This is a genomic window from Vibrio sp. qd031 (genome assembly GCF_002100145.1).
In the GTDB taxonomy this organism is placed as follows: domain Bacteria; phylum Pseudomonadota; class Gammaproteobacteria; order Enterobacterales; family Vibrionaceae; genus Vibrio.
In genome coordinates this window covers 392,865-412,034 of record NZ_JXQD01000024.1, presented here as the reverse complement: position 1 = coordinate 412,034, position 19,170 = coordinate 392,865, and the positions used below count along the sequence as shown (strand labels likewise).

Annotated in this window: 13 protein-coding genes and 1 pseudogene; 10 read left to right on the top strand and 4 right to left on the bottom strand. The window is 45.9% G+C overall.

Going from position 1 to position 19,170, the window contains the following annotated elements; translation table 11 throughout:
- Positions 1 to 83: 83 nt before the first annotated feature.
- Positions 84 to 2,429, top strand: a complete 2,346-nt coding sequence (locus ST37_RS10680) for an AsmA family protein (RefSeq protein ID WP_084886090.1) — start codon at positions 84 to 86, stop codon at positions 2,427 to 2,429.
- Between the two features lie 324 nt (positions 2,430 to 2,753).
- Here the strand turns inward: ST37_RS10680 and cobO are convergent, their stop codons facing one another.
- On the bottom strand, positions 2,754 to 3,377 hold the full coding sequence (cobO, locus tag ST37_RS10675; protein ID WP_084886088.1) for a cob(I)yrinic acid a,c-diamide adenosyltransferase: 624 nt from the start codon (positions 3,375 to 3,377) through the stop codon (positions 2,754 to 2,756).
- A gap of 162 nt (positions 3,378 to 3,539) precedes the next feature.
- Between cobO and ST37_RS10670 the strand changes: the two genes are divergently transcribed.
- Both ST37_RS10670 and ST37_RS10665 read left to right on the top strand, forming a co-directional pair.
- Positions 3,540 to 4,544, top strand: coding sequence for a TAXI family TRAP transporter solute-binding subunit (locus ST37_RS10670; RefSeq protein ID WP_084886086.1), 1,005 nt, complete (start codon positions 3,540 to 3,542; stop codon positions 4,542 to 4,544).
- Between the two features lie 124 nt (positions 4,545 to 4,668).
- Positions 4,669 to 6,783, top strand: coding sequence for a TRAP transporter permease (locus ST37_RS10665; protein WP_084886085.1), 2,115 nt, complete (start codon positions 4,669 to 4,671; stop codon positions 6,781 to 6,783).
- A gap of 71 nt (positions 6,784 to 6,854) precedes the next feature.
- Here ST37_RS10665 and ST37_RS10660 read toward each other — a convergent pair whose 3' ends face one another.
- Both ST37_RS10660 and ST37_RS10655 read right to left on the bottom strand, forming a co-directional pair.
- Positions 6,855 to 7,301 (bottom strand): DUF3291 domain-containing protein, encoded by a 447-nt coding sequence (locus ST37_RS10660; protein WP_084886083.1) that lies wholly within the window; start codon positions 7,299 to 7,301, stop codon positions 6,855 to 6,857.
- A gap of 108 nt (positions 7,302 to 7,409) precedes the next feature.
- Complete coding sequence (locus ST37_RS10655) at positions 7,410 to 8,735, bottom strand: glycoside hydrolase family 30 protein (protein ID WP_172400984.1); 1,326 nt, start codon at positions 8,733 to 8,735, stop codon at positions 7,410 to 7,412.
- 245 nt (positions 8,736 to 8,980) lie between these two features.
- Here ST37_RS10655 and ST37_RS10650 point away from each other — a divergent pair, with 245 nt between their 5' ends.
- The 6 genes from ST37_RS10650 (at position 8,981) to ST37_RS10625 (ending at position 16,129) form a co-directional block, all read left to right on the top strand.
- Positions 8,981 to 9,889 carry an AraC family transcriptional regulator gene (locus ST37_RS10650; RefSeq protein WP_084886079.1) on the top strand — a complete coding sequence of 303 codons (909 nt, stop codon included), beginning with the start codon at positions 8,981 to 8,983 and terminating at the stop codon, positions 9,887 to 9,889.
- A 249-nt stretch (positions 9,890 to 10,138) separates the two neighbouring features.
- Positions 10,139 to 10,786 carry a hemolysin III family protein gene (locus ST37_RS10645; protein ID WP_084886077.1) on the top strand — a complete coding sequence of 216 codons (648 nt, stop codon included), beginning with the start codon at positions 10,139 to 10,141 and terminating at the stop codon, positions 10,784 to 10,786.
- A 16-nt stretch (positions 10,787 to 10,802) separates the two neighbouring features.
- Positions 10,803 to 11,213 carry a ribosome recycling factor family protein gene (locus ST37_RS10640; protein WP_172400983.1) on the top strand — a complete coding sequence of 137 codons (411 nt, stop codon included), beginning with the start codon at positions 10,803 to 10,805 and terminating at the stop codon, positions 11,211 to 11,213.
- 485 nt (positions 11,214 to 11,698) lie between these two features.
- A complete protein-coding gene (locus ST37_RS10635; protein ID WP_084886074.1) occupies positions 11,699 to 13,474 on the top strand; it encodes a sodium:solute symporter family protein in 1,776 nt (591 codons plus the stop codon).
- Positions 13,475 to 13,994: 520 nt separating this feature from the next.
- On the top strand, positions 13,995 to 14,699 hold the full coding sequence (locus ST37_RS10630; protein WP_084886072.1) for a response regulator transcription factor: 705 nt from the start codon (positions 13,995 to 13,997) through the stop codon (positions 14,697 to 14,699).
- Positions 14,696 to 16,129: a HAMP domain-containing sensor histidine kinase gene (locus tag ST37_RS10625; RefSeq protein ID WP_084886070.1), complete on the top strand. Its 1,434-nt coding sequence runs from the start codon at positions 14,696 to 14,698 to the stop codon at positions 16,127 to 16,129. Before ST37_RS10630 ends, ST37_RS10625 begins: the two co-directional genes overlap by 4 nt.
- A gap of 92 nt (positions 16,130 to 16,221) precedes the next feature.
- On the opposite strand, the gene katG is transcribed toward ST37_RS10625, so the two are convergent.
- Entirely contained in the window at positions 16,222 to 18,420 is a 2,199-nt protein-coding gene (gene katG / locus ST37_RS10620; protein WP_084886068.1) for a catalase/peroxidase HPI, read from the bottom strand.
- 173 nt (positions 18,421 to 18,593) lie between these two features.
- Between katG and ST37_RS10615 the strand changes: the two are divergent.
- Positions 18,594 to 18,905, top strand: a pseudogene (locus ST37_RS10615) (efflux RND transporter permease subunit); the annotation flags it as partial.
- Positions 18,906 to 19,170 lie beyond the last annotated feature (265 nt).

Genomic DNA, 19,170 nt, shown 5'->3' with positions numbered 1-19,170 from the left:
AGCGATTTTTCCGGCGCAATTTTCTGACCAGTTAATTACTTCGATTGGTATAACTGCCTGTCTGGATTCATGGAAGAGAAATAATGAAAAAACTGCTCTATATTGTTGGTGGCTTGGTTATTGTAGTGGTAGTGGCCATTGTTGCATTGATCACTTTAGTCAACCCTAACCAGTTTAAGCCTTTGATTGCCGATCAATTTGAATCGAACACCGGTATGACGATCACCCTTGAAGGCGATATTAATTGGCGATTCTTTCCGAGCCTCGGTCTTTCCATTGATAAGATGTACATCGATAACCCCGCGGATTTTAGTGATAGAAAACTGCTGAGTGTAGATAAAGTCGGTGTGGGTGTTCAGGTGTTGCCATTGCTTGATAAACAGCTATTTGTTGAGCAAGTGGAGCTCGCCAATGCGTCTTTTTCTTTAGAAACCCTTAACGATGGGCGCACCAATCTGGACGCGTTCACTGCAACCAATGATGAATCAGCAAGCGAAGCTACTGACAGCGAAGAGTCAGTGGAGTCGCCAGCCCCTAGCGAACCTCTAAGCTCCGATACGCCTTGGACGATCGAGGTTGCGGGCGTCAGTATTACCGACAGTCAGTTGCAAGTCACCGACGCCCAAGCGGGCACCAACCTGTTATTGGAGAACTTCAACCTTACACTCACCGAGTTTGGTTTTGATAAGTGGAGTCAACTGGCGCTGTCTGTCGAAGGTACACATAACAATCAGCAATTTTCAGCTAGTTTAGACACTGGACTGTGGTTAGATGCAGATTTGGCGTCTCCTCAATTGAAGGGGTTTTCACTTACGTCAACCTACCGCGATCCGAGTGTTGAAGTGAGTCCATTGATACTTACCCTCGATCAATTCGAACTCAACCAATGGGCACCCGTGGCACTTGAGAGCACGCTAATCAGCGGTGGCAATACCGTTAAGGTTGAGTTGGGTCTTGAACTATTGCTCGAGGACGATTTGAGTCAATATCAACTGCGCAATATTACAATGGCCTCCAATGTGAATGGAGAAGGTGTCTCAATATCAAGCTTTGATATGTCGATACCGACTTTTGGCTATGACGTTGCCAACCCTGTATCAATCTCATTAAAAGGCAGTGCCAGCGGTGTGTCGTTCGACAATCAATTGTCGATGCAGTTGTGGATTGATGAAGCGATTTCGGCCATTAAGCTTGATACGCTGTCGCTGACTTCAACTCTACAAGGCGACACCTTACCTTATTCTCCAATGAACATGAGTTGGCAAGGTGGCATCGATTACGATGTGGACGGCAGTCAATCTACCGTTACGTTTGCACCATTATCTATCGATGAGATGGTGTTCAACGGTCATGTTGCCGCCGACATCAGTCAAGCGGTACCTAACATCACCTACTTGCTAACATCGGATAATGTCGACGTCGATGCGCTTATGGCAAAAGGGGAAACAGCGGCAACTCAAGACACCGCGCAAAACTCTTCAAATGAGGAGCAAGACGCCACAGAGGTTGCCGCTCAAGAGCCCGACCTTTCGGCATTGAGTCAGGTCAATGTTGCCGGGCGCACAGAGTTTGGTCGATTTAAAGCATCAAATATAGTGATGACCAATCTAAACACCGATATTGCCGTTACCGATGGTGTGGCAAAAGTGAAGGCCATTACAGCGTCGTTGTACGAGGGGTCATTAAAGCTAAATGCGACACTTAATGCTCAGCAGGCCACGCCAACTTATAAGGGCGATGTTGCGTTAACCAAAGTACAGGCTAAGCCTCTGCTCGTGGCTGTCGCGGACACCGACTTAATAGAAGGGCTTGCAACCACGACCACGACGTTCAGTGGTTCGAGTTTAATACCCGATAACCTAATGAAAAACCTAATCGGTGTGGCAAACGTAAGCTTTACCGATGGTGCGATTAACGGCATCAATCTGGCGCAGATTATTCGTGATAATTACGCCAAAATTAAAGGTCAGTCTTCCGCGCATCAATCAGAAGTGAAAAAAACCGACTTCAGTGCACTTAGCGGCGAGTTTAAGTTTGATAAAGGCAATGTCACTACCGATGACTTCGCCATGCAGTCTCCATTGCTTCGTGTGACGGCGCAAGGTCAAGCGAATTACTTACAGCAAAACATTGACGCACTGACCAAAGTCTCGATTGTGGGCACGTTAGAAGGGCAAGGGGGTGACGATATTAACGATCTTAAAGACCTCACTATCCCACTGTCGATTCGTGGTCCATGGTCCGATCCTAAATTTGGTTTGGATTTTGCGGCGCTGCAAGCTCAAGAGCTTGAACGCAATAAAGCTAAACTGGAAGAGAAAGCCAAAAAAGAAGCTGAGCGCGGACTGAAAAAACTGCTGGGTGATAAAGCGGAAGATGACGAAGTGAAAAAGTTATCAGATAAGTTGTTAAAAGGGCTATTCAATTAGCATTTTGCATTGAAAAACGTAAATCTTGCGTATCCAGTGACGCATGCAGTAGAGTTAACCTGCCATTAAAGGGCAATTAACTCTGCTGTTGTTACCCTCACAGAGGGTAAACGTTTGGCTTTAGGCTGCGATGGGCTAAGATTTAAAGGCAATAATTGCTATTAATCTACGACATAGAAGGAGCGTGAGATGTTTGGTCCAATCATTGATACATCACTTGTCATATTTGGGGTGTGCACCATTCTGTTTTTGTACGTAATGATTAGCCCAACCCAAAAATAGAATTGGCTAGATACACAGCCAATTCGATATTGTACTGGTGCCTTACCAATCAACGCCTTTACGGGCTTTAATCCCAGATTCAAACGCATGCTTCACGTTTTTTACTTCAGACACCGTATCGGCCATTTCTATAAGCGTGCGGTGAGCAGCACGTCCAGTAATAATAACGCTTTGTTCAGCAGGTCTTTGCGATAGCGCTCGAGTCACTCGGTCGAGTTCGACATAGCCATAGGCAACCATATAGGTCAACTCGTCAAGCAGCACCACATCCAGACTTGGATTAGACAACATCGCTTCACACTGCTCCCACACTTCTAATGCGGCGCGAGTATCTGCTTCTTTATCTTGTGTTTCCCAGGTAAACCCAGTGGCCATCACATGAAACTCTACTCCGAGTTGTTCAAGTAGATTCTTCTCACCATTATCCCAAGTGCCTTTAATAAACTGGGCCACACCACATTGCTGTCCGTGTCCTACCGCACGTGCTACGGTGCCAAACCCTGCCGTAGTTTTACCTTTGCCGTTGCCGGTGATCACCAATAACAGCCCCTTTTCTTGCTGGGCGGCATCGATTTTCTCGTCGACGTGTTGCTTAAGCTTTTGTTGGCGCTGTTTATGACGCGACTGACTAGCGTCGCCGTCTTGGTGAATGTCCTTATCGACCATAACGTCCTCTGATTTGACCCGAAAACGTCATCATATCCATCAAAAGGTACAGTGGCGAGTGTATTTTTTATGAGAATGAGCAAAAGCATAGACCAAAGGCTAATACGAATAATTATTAATAATTTTTACAATTAATTAACTTTTAGTGACATGGAGAAGATCATGACCATCAAATCCCTTGCAAAAGGATTGGCAGTTGCACTGGCGTGTATGAGTACCGCGCAATTGGCACATGCAGAAGATCGCAGTTACATATTGGCTACCGCTTCAACAGGGGGAACTTACTATCCCGTTGGTGTGGCGTTGGCAACCCTAAGTAAAGTGAAACTGACCCCGCAGTACAAGTTCTCTTTGTCAGCCATTAGCTCTGCTGGCTCGGGTGAGAACGTAAAGCTACTGAATGAAAATCAGGCTCAATTTGCGATCTTACAAGGGCTTTATGGTGCATGGGCGGCTAACGGTGAGGGCCCATATTCCGAGCCTCAAACTGATCTTCGCTCGGTATCGATGTTGTGGCAAAACGTTGAGCACCTGATTGTAAAAAGCGATTATGTCACTACCGGTACCGTGAGTGACTTGGCTGCCTTAGAAGGTAAAAAATTCTCTATTGGTAAGAAGAACTCAGGTACAGAAAATTCTGGCCGCCAGATTATGAAAGGACTTGGCGTGGATCCTGAAGGGTTCAATTTAGCGCATATGGGGTACGGCGGCAGTGCCAGTGCCATGCAAAACGGCACCATCGACGGAATGAATACACCAGCGGGTGTGCCAGTGGGTGCGGTGACTCAAGCGTTTGCTGCGATGGGCGACGAGATTACGATCCTGTCGTTTACCGATGAGCAAATTAAACAAGCTAACGGTAACTACAATCTATGGACCAAATACGAAATTCCGGCTAATACCTATCCTAACGTGTCTGAGCCAATCACCACTATTGCTCAGCCTAACTTTCTTGCCGTGCGTCACGACGTAACCGAAGAAGACGTTTATCAGCTCACCAAAGCGGTTTATGAAAACCTAGCTTTCTTACAAGGTATTCATAAAGCAACCAAAGCTATGGCGCTAGAAAAAGCCATCGCAGGTTTGCCATTGCCTCTGCACCCTGGGGCTGTGCGCTATTACGAAGAAGTGGGGATTTCGGTTCCTACTGAACTAAAAGGTAAGTAATACCAATCCGGAGAATGGGTCTGCAAGGAATAGCAGACCCTTTTCATTTGGGCTAAGAGCGTAAACAGAGCGCCAACAACGAAAAAAGTCCCAATCCCAAAATAACCAACGTCAAGGCAAAGGAATGAGTGAATCCATTAATGAAAAACTGCAGCAGTTTGAGCTACCAACCCGTACCGACTTTCCATGGATTAACCGTGCTATTGCTCTACTTGGTGTGCTTTTAGCCGTCACCCATATTTGGTTTAATACTTTCTCGACGCTTAATGAGCTGTACATTTCGGTGGTGCATTTTGCCGGTTTTGCAGTGATGTGCGCGCTTTGGTATCCCGCTCATCCTTCGTTAAAAAACAGTCGAAAAGCGCTAATACTGGATTGTGCTATTGCCCTAGCAGCCATCGCCTGCATGATTTATGTCCCCCTAGCGGAAGACGCTTTGTATGCGCGGGGCGTTTCTTTTGTTACCAGCGATTGGGTGTTTGCAGTACTGGCCATTGCCATAGTGATTGAATTAATTCGTCGAACAATGGGCTGGTTTATTCCAGTGCTGATCGTTATCTGTTTGAGCTATGTGGTGCTTTGGGGGAAATGGGCGACAGGCATATTTCATTTCCCTGGTTTGAGTCTTGAAACTTTACTTTACCGCAGTTTTTATTCATCAGAAGGGATGTTTGGCCCAATTGCGCGGATCAGTTGGAGCTTTGTATTCATGTTCATACTGTTTGGTGCATTTTTGGTGAAATCGGGCGTGGGTGACTACATCATTAAAGTGTCGCGCGCCGCTGCTGGGAAGATCATCGGTGGCCCCGGATTTATCGCGGTGATCGGCTCAGGATTAATGGGGTCAGTGTCAGGTTCTAGTGTGGCAAATACCGTTTCCACGGGGGTTATTAGCATTCCGTTAATGCAAAAAGCAGGATTTCCTTCGCGATTTGCAGCCGGCGTGGAAGCTGCCGCTTCAACCGGTGGGCAGTTAATGCCACCCGTGATGGGGGCAGGAGCCTTTATTATGGCCTCCTATACGCAAATTCCGTATGTCGATATCATTGCGGTGTCGTTTATGCCGGCGCTGATTTACTTCTTGTCGGTTGCGTTCTTTGTGCGCATCGAGGCCAAGCGCAGTGGCGTACAAAAAATTGATGTATCGGAGCAGTCTCTCAGTAAGGTGTTGATTTCAGGGTGGCATAACCTAATTCCGCTGGTAGTGCTCGTGACACTGTTGATCCAAGGCTTTACTCCAACTTATGCCGCCGGTTTGTCCATCATATCGGTCGTGGTCGCTTCATGGTTTTCTAAAGATTACAAAATGGGCCTCAAAGAAGTGGTCGAAGCAATGGCACAAGGCTCTAAGAATATGGCCACCACGGCGATATTGTTAGTCGGAATTGGGTTGGTGGTGAATGTCATCAGTACCACTGGTATTGGCAATACCTTTTCATTGATGATTGAAGGGTGGGCGCAAGGTGAGCTGCTACTCATGCTGCTTTTAATTGCCGCTGCATCACTCATTTTGGGTATGGGGCTGCCGGTTACGGCTGCCTACATTGTCTTAGGCACGCTGTCGGCCCCTGCGCTGTACAAGTTGATTGCAGAACATCAACTGATAGAGCTGCTGGTCAGTGGCACGTTACCTGAAGACGCAAAAGCCATTTTTATGTTGGTTGCACCCGATAAACTCGCGTTACTGGCAAGCCCGATGTCGGAAGTTGATGCCATTGCGCTACTGGGTCTGGTGCCTGCGGACTTCAAAACCATGCTACTCGAGCAGAGCCTAGGCGCTGAATCGATTGCATTGGCCCTATTGGCTGCACACCTGATTATTTTTTGGTTATCCCAAGACAGTAATGTCACGCCACCGGTCTGTTTGACGGCGTTCGCAGCAGCGACCATTGCAAAAACTCCCCCCATGCGCACCGGTCTTATGGCGTGGAAAATCGCAAAAGGCTTGTATTTGGTTCCGCTACTCATTGCTTACTGCGGTTTGGTGGACTGGAATGTACAAACGGTGATTGTTACAGGTGTATTTGCCATTATCGGCACTTACTGTTTTGTGGCTGCTATAGAGGGCTACTTAGAGTACGAGCTGAATATTGCGCTTAGAGCGGTGTTATTGGTGGCAGGGCTTGCATTAGTTTGGCCAGATATGTCACTTATTGTGAGAGTGATTGCAGCAGCGGTCTTTATGGCAATATTTGCCTATACGTCTCGGGGGTATAAGTTGTCGCAAGCGGCAGCATAGCGACACGCTGCCTTATCATTACTTGGAACTAGATTTTACATATTATTTAGCACTAAGATGAAAGTGAGTACTTACATTAAATCTTCGGGTGTAAAATTGCTTTTAAAGCTGAACGCTTGAGGTGAGTCTCCATTGGCGCGTAAATAGGTCAGTTTCGCAAGTGCTTCTTGAGCGCTTGGGATATGACCAGTTTCCACCCACCACAATACGTAAGTATCTTCAGGGAGTGGGTGAAACCATTCACTTTTACGGCGCATAAAGTCGCGATGATGAGTACGAAACATAAAGTTTTTAAGCGACTCTACATTTTCCCAAACCGATAAGTTCACGATCATTTTGGGGTCGTCAAACAGCAGTATATTAGTGGCATCGCCTGATTCATCTTTTAAACGCCACACAAACCCATCACTGGCCTCAGCAATTGCATTCACGGTATCCAGATTATCGACAAAGTCAGCGATTTCAGGCGCCTCTAAGTTGTATTTGGCTAAGGCTACATTGAGTTGGGCAAGTTGCATTGTCGTTTCTCCAGTTTGCAGTGGGGTACTCATGTCAATATAGCGTAATTTTAGCCAAGTGACTGATTTGGTGAATGCTTAACCATCAACACTGGAAATAATGTCCGCTTACTCAAAGACTAGGGTATTGATAGAGTCACCCGGTAATTCAAAGCAAGTTGTTGTGCCTTTGATGGTGAGCTCAAGCGTCATATCACGTGCAAGCGGATTAAACACTACCGCGACAATGGAGCCGTCCGGGTTTTCAAATGCCACACTGCTAGCACTAAAGCTGCCGCTGTGCTCAATGCGATGAGCGCCTTTTTGAATGTAACGTGAAAAGTGCTTCATGACGTAAAATTCGTGGGAAAGCTCATAGGACTGTGTTTCTTGGTCCACCACAACCAGAGAGTTTTGTTTCCACCCCCAAGTGCTTTCACCTTCTTTTTCCAAAATCATGTTCCAGTAGACATAGGCATAAGCACCTAAACTGAGATAGTGTTGGAAAAGATCAAAGACGTAGCGCGCATACTCCCAGCTGTTCTCTCCATCGCCGCACTCATTTTCAGATTGAATGAGGTTAAGCTCAGGCCAACTGTCGCGGGTTGGCTTCATAGCATATTTTCCGCACCACTGGTAACTGACGCCACGTATGTACTTATAGGCATTGGCGTCATGTAATACCGTGTTGGCGTAGTTGTGATAGCTAGAAGAAAATTTACGTTCGTCTATTTCGGGCCCGTTAAGCGTCCCAAGCCATATTTCACTGTTAATATGATTGCGTTCGAAGGCTGGACCTAAGTAGTCGCCAATAAATCGCGCAAACTCGTCGCCTGTCACGACGCAAGAAGGAAATTTCTGCGAAGACATCGGCTCATTTTGCACGTGGATCTGCGCAATGTTGATGTTGCGAAGTCGATACTCTTCAATAAACCGAACAAAATAGTCTGCGTAAGCAGTGAGGTAGGCGTCTTCCATTTTCAGACGACCATAATTGTACGCTTGTGGAAACTTCATCCAGGTTGGTGGACTCCAAGGAGAGGCGAACAGCTCTAAATCGGGATTCATGCCTTTTGCCCACTGGATATAGGGCAGTAGATGCTCTTCATCTCGGTCTACTGAAAAGTAATCCATTGAGAAATCATCTGCCACTTCATTGTGGCTGTACCATGACGCTGCATAATCGCTGGCACCAATGGGCATGCGGCAGAAATTAAAGCGCAAACCGTCGTAGTTGGGATCGAATAGAAGCTTTTGAAGCTCCGCTTGATCGGTTGGGTTAAGTTTAAGCAGCGCGATGTGGCCCAATTCGTTAAAGCACCCACCAAAGCCCAGCATTTCTTGGTCTCGGCCAGCACCTAATAACAGATGACAGTCTGCTTCGATAGGAGGAGGACTTGTGTTAATAGTTTTGTGTTGCCACTTATTGTGTTCTGTGGAACATATCCATTTCATGGTCATCTCTCCAAATAATCCAAGCACAACTGAATGTTAACCAGAAGAAGTGGGCAAATTAATAGAGAAACTGTTCAACCGACTTTAACAAATCGTTCAATGTGACTGGGATCGTGTCTATAGCGGTTCTACCCCAATAGCGCGTGAGCAGTCACATATTCGGATCGTCAGGTGGCGAATTAATAACCTAATTGCAATAGCTGTTCTAAAATGGAAATCCGGCTTAGAAACGGGTGAGAAAGTATATGAATTATCTGTATAACCACGGTTTTTTGCATGTGCTTACCAATGCGCGTCGTCACCTTAGCAATTTAGGGCTGGTCGAGTTTGGCTACTTCCCCAACAAGCCATTCATTCTTACCTATGACAACACCACGCTTAACTTCTCGTTTTTAATTTCGGGTGAAGGCAATTATCAGATAAATGGTCGGCGGGTGTTTGTTAAAGCCCCCTGTGTTTTGGTTCAAAAACCCGGCGACCACTGTCAGTACGGGCCGTTAAAAAACGGTAAATGGGAAGAGTTTTATTTTATCTATGAGCCCGATGAACTCTGTCGCTATAGGTCGTCAAACATTTTGCAAAGCGACGAGATGTTTTGGCCTATTCATAACTTTTTCGCGGTAGAAAATTGCATACTCGCGCTCACCGACGCCATAGACTCAAACCAACCTGCCGATGTCATTGAGCAGTTATGTGAAACCTTGCTAGTGACATCCAAAATGCCCAAGCAAGTGGACCATCAAGATAAAGTGATCAGCTCCATTCGAGATCTTGCTATGAGTATTAAGCAAGATTGTCATCAACCCTTAAATTTCTGGACACTGGCTGAGCAAATGGGCTTGTCGTACTCAAGCTTTAGGCGTTCTTGGATCATGCTTTACGGGGTGAGTCCAAAAACCTATCAGATGGATGTCAGGATAACTAAAGCTGCGAACTTATTGATCAGTACCGATATGCCGGTGTCGGTCATTGCGGAGCAAGTTGGTTACTCTGACCCCGCTTACTTTTCTACACTGTTCAAAAAACGTTATGCATTAAGCCCTGCACTTTACCGAAAGAGCTACGATGCCACTTTGCCTTCTGAATATCTTGGGCCTACAAGGCCATCGGAAGATGACACCGATATTGAACGAGAGCAACAATACTACCGTTAGCGTTACAGGGTTACAGTACCAGCGCACTAATCCTTAATCCATTAGTGACGACAGGTACGATGTTAGAAAACGCCTTAGATGAGACCATCGAGGTTAATCTCGATTTCATGCCGCAGTTTCGATAACGTTAGCTATGCTTTATTGAGCCAAAGCAGCTTCAATTGCCAACTCTCATACCTCGCACATTTCAGCTAACACTTGTACGCTGAAATGTGCGATACTGGCGATCTTTGATGAGGAGAGCGCCTAATGACAGAAAAAAGTCCTGCACACTATACCGCGAAAGAAGAGCTATTAAACAGCGTTTCACACGCTGTTGGTATGGTGCTTGGAATCAGTGGGCTGATCATGCTGTTGGTTAAATCGGTTAATAACAATGCGGATGCGTTGACTATTGCGAGCATGGGTATCTACGGGGGCAGCATCATAGTGCTGTTTTTAGCCTCAACCTTATATCACGCCATTCCACATCAACATTTAAAACGTGCCCTCAAAACATTTGATCACAGTGCCATTTACCTGCTTATTGCCGGCAGCTATACCCCATTTCTATTGGTGAGTTTGCGCACGCCCCTGGCCATTGGGTTGATGATAGTGATTTGGTCCATTGCAATTATTGGCGTGATAATGAAAGTTGCGTTTGTGTATCGCTTTAAAAAGGCGTCGCTCATCACCTACCTGATTATGGGGTGGCTGTCGCTGATCGTGATTTACCAACTCGCAAAACATCTCGAGCCAGGTGGATTAGCACTGCTTGCAGCGGGAGGGCTTATCTACTCACTAGGGGTGATATTCTATGTGGCTAAGCGGATACCCTATAACCACGCGATATGGCATGCCTTTGTACTAGCAGGCTGCGCCTGTCACTTCTTTGCGGTATATTATTACGTTTATTAAACAACGTATTTGTGTTTTGACTCACTCACCCTCACAGCCCAACCAACCTATCACTATCGCGCTGCCATCGCTTGTTCATCGTATTGGTGGGCAAAGTGCTCGCGAGTTAAAAGTGGTGGCACAGCAGCACCAATGTCTATTAGGTCGCGTTCGTCGTTCACGACACTGGCAGCTAGTGGGGCGTGCGATTGATGTTGATGCGTTTATCGAGACAATCGACACACTGAGCATTGACAATAAATTTTACCTGATAAAAAAGCTCCGCCAAGGACTCGCTCCTTATGAAGATCTGCTTATCCCATTGGAAGAGAAGCTAAGACGGCTTCTACAACAAAACCCTGCCACCTCTATTAGCCACTTGGTGGCAAGTACTCACTGCACCGAGGCTGAAGCAAGGCGAGCAGTGTTGCTATTTGATGATATTTAATGCAAGTTGTTGACGTTACATAATACAAATGGCTTTTACGTGGCCTGTATAAAAGCAGCAATAAAACATACCTATACTTTATTTTGGATGGTTGAACGTATCCATCAATAGAGAAATGTCAATTTCAAACACTATGTTCATCTTTATAAGGTAACAATTGCATCCAATTGTTGCAAATTGCCTCCTCCTGTAAGTAAACATTTCTCCCTGCATATAAAATCGAATTGCCAGTACAAATAATAATCACAAATTTCGACGTAAATTTGTAACTTGTTGTTTTATAAGTGCCTTAGTTATTACTGAATATTTCTCTTTGTTATTATTTGTCGTGGAAAAGTAAAGGTAAGATCTCGATCACTTCTACGGTTAAAATAATGGAAAAAACTCTGAGCGTAATCACCTATTTGAATTATTGTACTACAAGTTAATCTCGGCCTGGTTATTATCCAAATATCTCTTTCACACTTTAGTAAACAGAAAATATAATGGATCTCAATACTGCAATAGTCGGCATTTACTTCTTATTTTTAATTGCCATTGGATGGATGTTTAGAACATTCACAAGTACCACTAGTGACTACTTCCGCGGAGGCGGCAGCATGTTGTGGTGGATGGTCGGTGCGACTGCGTTTATGACGCAGTTTAGTGCTTGGACGTTCACTGGTGCTGCGGGTAAAGCCTATACCGATGGTTTCGCGGTTGCGTTTATCTTTTTGGCCAACGCATTTGGTTACTTGATGAACTACCTCTACTTCGCTCCAAAATTCCGCCAACTACGTGTGGTGACGGTGATTGAAGCAATTCGCATGCGTTTTGGTAAACTCAACGAGCAAGTATTCACTTGGTCTGGTATGCCAAACAGCGTGATATCGGCCGGTATTTGGCTAAATGGTCTAGCGATCATTGCCTCGGGTATCTTTGGTTTTGATATGACCACTACCATCATTTTGACCGGATTGGTTGTATTGGTGATGTCGGTTACTGGTGGCTCGTGGGCGGTTATTGCCTCTGACTTTATGCAGATGGTCATTATTATGGCTGTGACGGTTACCTGTGCAGTGGTTGCTATTATTCAAGGTGGCGGCGTTGGTGAAATCGTCAACAACTTCCCAATTCAAGAGGGGGGATCGTTTGTTTCAGGCAACGATCTTAACTACCTAAGCATCTTTGGCATCTGGGCATTTTTTATTTTCTTCAAGCAGTTCAGCATCACCAACAACATGTTGAACTCTTACCGCTATTTGGCGGCAAAAGACTCCAAAAACGCTAAAAAAGCAGCGCTATTGGCGTGTATTCTCATGACAATGGGCCCAATCATTTGGTTTATGCCTTCTTGGTTCATTGCGGGTCAAGGCGTTGATCTTGCAGCAACTTACCCAGATGCAGGCTCAAAAGCCGGTGATTTTGCTTACCTATACTTTGTTCAAGAGTACATGCCAGCAGGTATGGTCGGTCTATTGATTGCGGCAATGTTTGCAGCAACCATGTCGTCTATGGACTCAGGACTTAACCGTAATTCGGGCATTTTCGTTAAAAACTTCTACGAGCCGATTGTTCGTCCTCAAGCATCTGAAAAAGAGCTGATGTTAGTGTCTAAATTGACGTCAACGTTCTTTGGTATCGCCATTATTTTGGTGGCGCTGTTCATCAACTCACTGAAAGGGCTAAGCCTGTTTGACACCATGATGTACGTTGGCGCGTTGATTGGATTCCCAATGACCATCCCGGCGTTCTGTGGCTTCTTTATTAAAAAGACACCAGATTGGGCAGGTTGGGGTACCTTGGTGGTAGGTGCAATCGTTTCTTACTTCGTTGGCTTTGTGATCAACGCCGAGATGGTCGCGAACTGGTTCAACCTAGAGCCGCTAACAGGACGTGAATGGTCTGATTTAAAAGTCGCGATAGGTCTTATTGGTCACTTGATCTTTACGGCTGGTTTCTTCTGTCTAACCACGCTGTTCTATAAGCCATTGTCTGAAGAGCGCCAGAAGAACGTAGACAAGTTCTTCGAAAATCTAAATACACCACTAGTCGCAGAATCTACTGAGCAGAAAAAACTGGATAACAAACAGCGCCGCATGCTTGGCTCACTGATCGCTGTTGCTGGCGTGGGAGTGATGGCAATGTTTGCACTGCCTAACCCATTATGGGGACGCATGATATTTGTTCTATGTGGTGCCATTGTGTTCTTGGTGGGTCTACTGCTGGTTAAGGCGGTTGACGATAACGTTGAACAACCAGACCTCGCGACAGATTGCTAACTTTATCTAAAACTAGCGGCTCATTGTGAGTCGCTAGACCCTACACACTCTAAGAAAAGACTACAAAAAACCAACAAAGATGAATGAAACCCTCCTTTCAAGCGTGATAGTAGCCTCACTGACTATCTTTGGGCTAGAAGGCTTGTAGGCAAGCAGACACACAAACAACGATTGATACTGCAAACGCATCATCCTTGATGATGGTGGAGTCGGTACAATCGTTTACAAGGAATGAGTTAACAGCCACGGGTGGGTTAGCCATCCGTTGATGGGGCAGCAATTGAAAGGGCAATTACAGGCGTAAGTTGACGCGCTTTCCATGGTTACCGTAGACACTGCGGACCCAGATTACCAAGTGACTAACATCAATAAGTTAACCGCTGTTATAAGACCAATCGACCACACTGTAGGTTAGTCTTTTTCAATTCTTGTTTAAGCTTCACATGATCACTCATTTCTCTTGCTTATCCACAGCATTATTGTAACTCTTAAGTAGTATTTAACCACAGGGCACGAAGCATTGGAGAACCAACCTAGAACGCTGAGCATTTTGGTTGTTGATGACAAACACAGTGTCCAGCAACTGCTAAAAGACTTTTTAGCCAGCCACAATTTTTTGGTAATGAGCGCTTCAAACGGAGTAGAAGCCTTACAAAAAATCAGACAATCAAAGCCTGACTTAGTGCTGCTCGATATTATGATGCCGCTAATGGATGGCTATGCATTGTTGGATAAGATACGTGAAAACAGTCAGTTACCTGTTATTTTGATCAGTGCGAAACAAGAAGAGCAAGATATTGTTCGAGGCTTTGACCATGGGGCTGACGACTACATAAGTAAGCCTTTTCGCATGCAAGAATTGTTGGCGCGAATTAAAGCGGTGTTGAAGCGCAGCAATCACAGTTTTATTCACCATGATCAGCTATTAGTCGGGCCACTTGCTCTCGACCTAAACCGTAATGAAGTGCGGGTGTCCGATGACGTTATCGATTTGACGAAAGCAGAATGCGCGTTATTAAAGCTGTTGATGCAGTCTGCAGAAAGTGCGGTCAACAAGGCAGAAATTTCATGCAGCCTTATTGAACAAGGGTTTAGTGGCAGCGAATCTACTCTTAAGATCCACATCCGAAATCTGCGCAAAAAATTACAGCCCTCAACAATGGATCAGATTGAAATTGAGTCGGTGTTTGGCGTGGGGTATCGATTGAAGGTCGTTCTTTCATGAAGTGGCCGCTTCGCTATCAATTTATTGCCACCTATTTATTAGTGAGCCTGTTTACCGCGTGTGTGATGTATGCGCTGGTGGCTTTTACGTCGGAACTGCGGATTTCACAGCTTAAGCTTGGCTACCAAACAGAAGAGATGGTGATTGAAGTGACAAGTTGGTACGAAGCTGAAGAAAGCTGGGATGGTTTTGAAGCCTATTTTGCCTCATTACACCCGCAATACCTTCCGTACTTTGGTACGCGATCTGACAACCCAGGTCCAGAGACTGACATTCAACCAACGCCATCAAACTCGAGCAATACTCCTCCGAGAAGCCCCGGTGGTCCTAAACGTCATGGCGTGGTGAGTGACACCAATACTGTTCTCGCCAACTTTCTCGATTTTCGAGTTGGCGACGTTATATCTAAGGCGTATCTAAAAGAGGCGCAACCGATAACGGTGAATGGAGCGGTCGTTGCGTGGATAGTTCCCCCTGAAGCGACTGGACTGAGTCTTGCTTCTCAGCGTCAACTGTTTCAAGAAAACTTCACTGAAATTCTCAAAATTTCCATTTTGGTTGGGGTGATTGTATCCCTGATTTTTGGATTGGTCTTTTCTCGTTGGCTGCTTAAACCAATGGATAGGCTTTATAGCGCCATGTCATCGATGGCGAACGGACGACTCTATCAGCAAGTACCGGTGACCTCGAATAATGAGTTGGCAGAATTGACCATTGGGTTTAATCAAATGAGTGAGAGCATCACTCAAGCGGATCAAAAACGGCGACGCCTAACGGCAGACCTTACCCACGATCTTAGTACACCTATTCAAGTTATCTCTGGGTATATTGAAATGGCGCAACACGGTGATGTAGAGCTTAACAACGATCGCCTTAATATTGTGAGCAACGAGCTTAAACTGGTTGAGCGCTTAATTAGAGACATGAATTTGTTGGCTAAAACCGATTCGCAATCGCTGAGCTTACAAATGTCAGAAGTCCCACTTGATCGGTTGTTGGTGGCAGTGCATCAACGGTTTTTACCAAAATGCGAAGATAAACATATCACCCTACTGCTCAACCTTGAGTCTATGTTACCCAGTTTGTATTTGGATGAAGCGCGTATGCTTCAAGTACTGGGCAACCTACTGGAAAATGCAATTCGACATACTCCGAATAATGGCAAAATCGTGATCAGTGCGAAGCAGTGTAACGACTATTGTGAAGTGCGTATTGAAGATAGCGGGTGTGGAGTTGCACCAGAACAGCTTGAGCATATTTTTGATCGTTTCTATCGTATAGAGCGTGCACGAAGTGGATCAGATGGAAACTCAGGATTAGGACTGACGATTGCCAAAGGTATATTGGATATGCATGGTGCGCAGATTACAGCGCACTCTGATGGGGTAAAGGGCACAAAGTTTATCATTCACCTGCCGCATCAAACGTAGCGAAGATAGGTATGACTGTTTCAGTCAACTAGACGAGCGGCTAACAAAAAAGGTGAGCAAAATGCTCACCTTATGTTGAGTTGAAGAGTCAATTACGCTAGATCGAAACGGTCTGCGTTCATCACTTTCACCCAAGCTGCAACAAAGTCGTCAACAAACTTAGTTTTAGCATCGTCACACGCATACACTTCGGCCAACGCGCGAAGTTGCGAGTTAGAGCCAAAGACGAGATCGACGCGAGTTGCTGTCCACTTTTGCTCACCCGTGCTGCGGCTTGTACCTACATAAGCACTGTTGTGGGGACAAACCGGTTTCCACTCAGTGTCCATATCAGTCAAATTGACGAAAAAGTCGTTGGTCAAAGTACCTGGCTTGTCAGTAAAGACGCCGTGCGGTGTGCCATCGTGGTTCGCACCCAAGACACGCATACCACCGATCAATACCGTCATTTCTGGTGCGGTCAGTTTCAGCAGTTGCGCTTTATCGAGAAGAAGCTCTTCAGCAGGGACCGAGTAGGTCTTCTTGGCAAAGTTACGGAAGCCATCGGCTATCGGCTCTAGCACCTCAAACGACTCCGCGTCTGTGTCTTGCTCTGTTGCATCAACGCGACCTGCTGCAAAAGGTACCGTCACTTCGTAACCCGCAGCTTTAGCGGCTTGCTCTATTGCCACATTACCACCTAAGACAATAAGGTCAGCCAATGACACGGTATTACCTTGGGCATTAAAGGTTGCCCGAATGCCTTTGTAGATGGTCAATACTTTGTCTAACTGCTCAGGTTGGTTCGCTTCCCAGTCTTTTTGCGGAGCAAGTTGGATACGTGCACCGTTGGCACCACCACGGTAGTCTGAACCTCGGAACGTTGAGGCTGAAGACCAAGCGGTGTAAACAAGTTCAGCAATCGTAAGCGCGCTGTCGGCAATCATCTGCTTAAGTTCAGCAATGTCACTGTCATTAATCGTCGTTGCTGCCGCGGCTGGCAGAGGATCTTGCCAGATCAAATCTTCGCTCGGCACTTCTTCGCCTAAATAACGACTCTTAGGACCCATATCGCGGTGCGTTAGCTTAAACCAAGCTCTGGCAAATGCGTCGGCAAATTGATCTGGGTTGGCGTGGAAGCGCTTAGAAATTTCACCGTAAATTGGATCCATGCGCATCGCCATATCGGCGGTGGTCATCATGGTCGTAACGCGTTTTGTCGCATCGTGCGCTTGCGGTGCTTTATGTTCGTCTGTCACACCTACTGGTACCCATTGCCAAGCACCTGCTGGGCTCTTAACCAGATCCCAGTCGTAGCCAAGGAGCATGTCAAAGTAGCCGTTATCCCACTGAATTGGGTTTGGTGTCCAAGCACCTTCAATACCACTGGTGGTGGTGTCGTCGCCAAGACCACTGCCGTGGCCGTTTTTCCAGCCAAAGCCCATCTCTTCCAGAGGCGCAGCTTCTGGTTCAGGTCCCATTAGTTCAGGGTCGCCAGCACCATGGCTCTTACCGAAGGTGTGACCACCGGCAACCAGTGCGACTGTTTCTTCGTCGTTCATACCCATACGCGCGAAGGTATCACGAATGTCACGACCAGAAGCGAGAATACTTGGGTTACCATTAGGGCCTTCAGGGTTGACGTAAATCAGCCCCATTTGAACCGCTGCTAGTGGATTTTCAAGGTCACGCTCACCATCGTAACGTTCGTCACCTAGCCACTCACTTTCTGCACCCCAGTAAATGTCTTCTTCTGGCTCCCAAATGTCTTCACGACCACCGGCAAAACCAAAGGTCTTAAGTCCCATAGACTCAATCGCTACGTTACCCGCAAGAATAAACAGGTCACCCCAAGAGAGGTTGGCACCATATTTCTTTTTCACCGGCCATAATAGGCGACGTGCTTTGTCCAAGTTACCGTTATCTGGCCAGCTGTTTAGCGGTGCAAAACGTTGGTTGCCCGTGTTGCCGCCCCCGCGACCGTCGGCAGTACGATAGGTACCGGCGGCATGCCAAGCCATACGGATCATAAAGGGTCCATAATGACCATAATCCGCTGGCCACCACTCTTTTGAGTCGGTCATTAGCGCTTCAAGGTCTTGTTTAACCGCTTTTAAGTTAAGTGTTTTGAACGCTTGAGGGTAATTGAACTCTTCACCCAACGGGTTGGATTTGGTGTCGTTTTGATGAAGAATTTTGAGGTTCAGTTGGTTTGGCCACCAATCTAGGTTTTTTGTTGCTTTACCGCCAAGAGTGGTATTGCCACCATGCATGACGGGACATTTCCCTGCTGATGCTTGTTCACCGTGCATTTGATTTCTCCTTAAATACAAATCTGTAGACTTACATTGTATGTAACTGAATAAACCTAGCATTTGTCATACAAGCTTCGGTTTAGAAAAAGTTTAGAAAAGACCTTTCTGCTTAATTGAGCCTAATTTTAGTAGGGTTTATTGATTTATGTCAGTTATTCGAGCGTACTTTCTCGTTGTCGGGTTTGTTGATTAAAAATGCGATCGTTCTGGTGGACCAAATTGATTTAGAGATTGCGGAAGGTAAGGCAAGATTCAGCGCGGTTGTTGATGCTTCAGCGAGTCGTGTTAGACCGGTAATCATGGGGGCATTGACGACAGTCTTAGGGGTCATTCCACTGTTCTTTGATGCGTTCTTTAAATCGATGTCTGTTGTGTTGGTGTTTGGTCTAACCTTCGCGACACTGCTGACATTGGTGATCATCCCTGTTCTGTACGCTATTTTCTTTAATATTAAATCTAGCGAAACTGAGCAGCAAGGCTAAGAATTCCCTAGGTGTAATCAGAACCTATTGGTAAAACGTTATAAAGCGCAAGCAGGTGATTTTCTGCTTGCGCTTTTTTGTTGCGAGCTATCGCTTTATTTAAGTTGTCTGGTTGTACAGCGCCTTGTAATAGGCCGCTGGGTGCTGAATTGGGTGGTGCAAAACTATTCACCCTTCACTGAATCTGTTAGAGTAAATGACAGCTAACAAGGGTAATGCAAAGGTTTTTCTTAGTGTTTAAGTTTATGAAAAATAATAATAAATA

Coding starts and splice junctions, on each gene's coding strand:
- ST37_RS10680 (WP_084886090.1), top strand. CDS start 84: ATGAAAAAACTGCTCTATATTGTTGGTGGCTTGGTTATTGTAGTGGTA.
- cobO (WP_084886088.1), bottom strand. CDS start 3,377: ATGGTCGATAAGGACATTCACCAAGACGGCGACGCTAGTCAGTCGCGT.
- ST37_RS10670 (WP_084886086.1), top strand. CDS start 3,540: ATGACCATCAAATCCCTTGCAAAAGGATTGGCAGTTGCACTGGCGTGT.
- ST37_RS10665 (WP_084886085.1), top strand. CDS start 4,669: ATGAGTGAATCCATTAATGAAAAACTGCAGCAGTTTGAGCTACCAACC.
- ST37_RS10660 (WP_084886083.1), bottom strand. CDS start 7,301: ATGCAACTTGCCCAACTCAATGTAGCCTTAGCCAAATACAACTTAGAG.
- ST37_RS10655 (WP_172400984.1), bottom strand. CDS start 8,735: ATGAAATGGATATGTTCCACAGAACACAATAAGTGGCAACACAAAACT.
- ST37_RS10650 (WP_084886079.1), top strand. CDS start 8,981: ATGAATTATCTGTATAACCACGGTTTTTTGCATGTGCTTACCAATGCG.
- ST37_RS10645 (WP_084886077.1), top strand. CDS start 10,139: ATGACAGAAAAAAGTCCTGCACACTATACCGCGAAAGAAGAGCTATTA.
- ST37_RS10635 (WP_084886074.1), top strand. CDS start 11,699: ATGGATCTCAATACTGCAATAGTCGGCATTTACTTCTTATTTTTAATT.
- ST37_RS10625 (WP_084886070.1), top strand. CDS start 14,696: ATGAAGTGGCCGCTTCGCTATCAATTTATTGCCACCTATTTATTAGTG.
- katG (WP_084886068.1), bottom strand. CDS start 18,420: ATGCACGGTGAACAAGCATCAGCAGGGAAATGTCCCGTCATGCATGGT.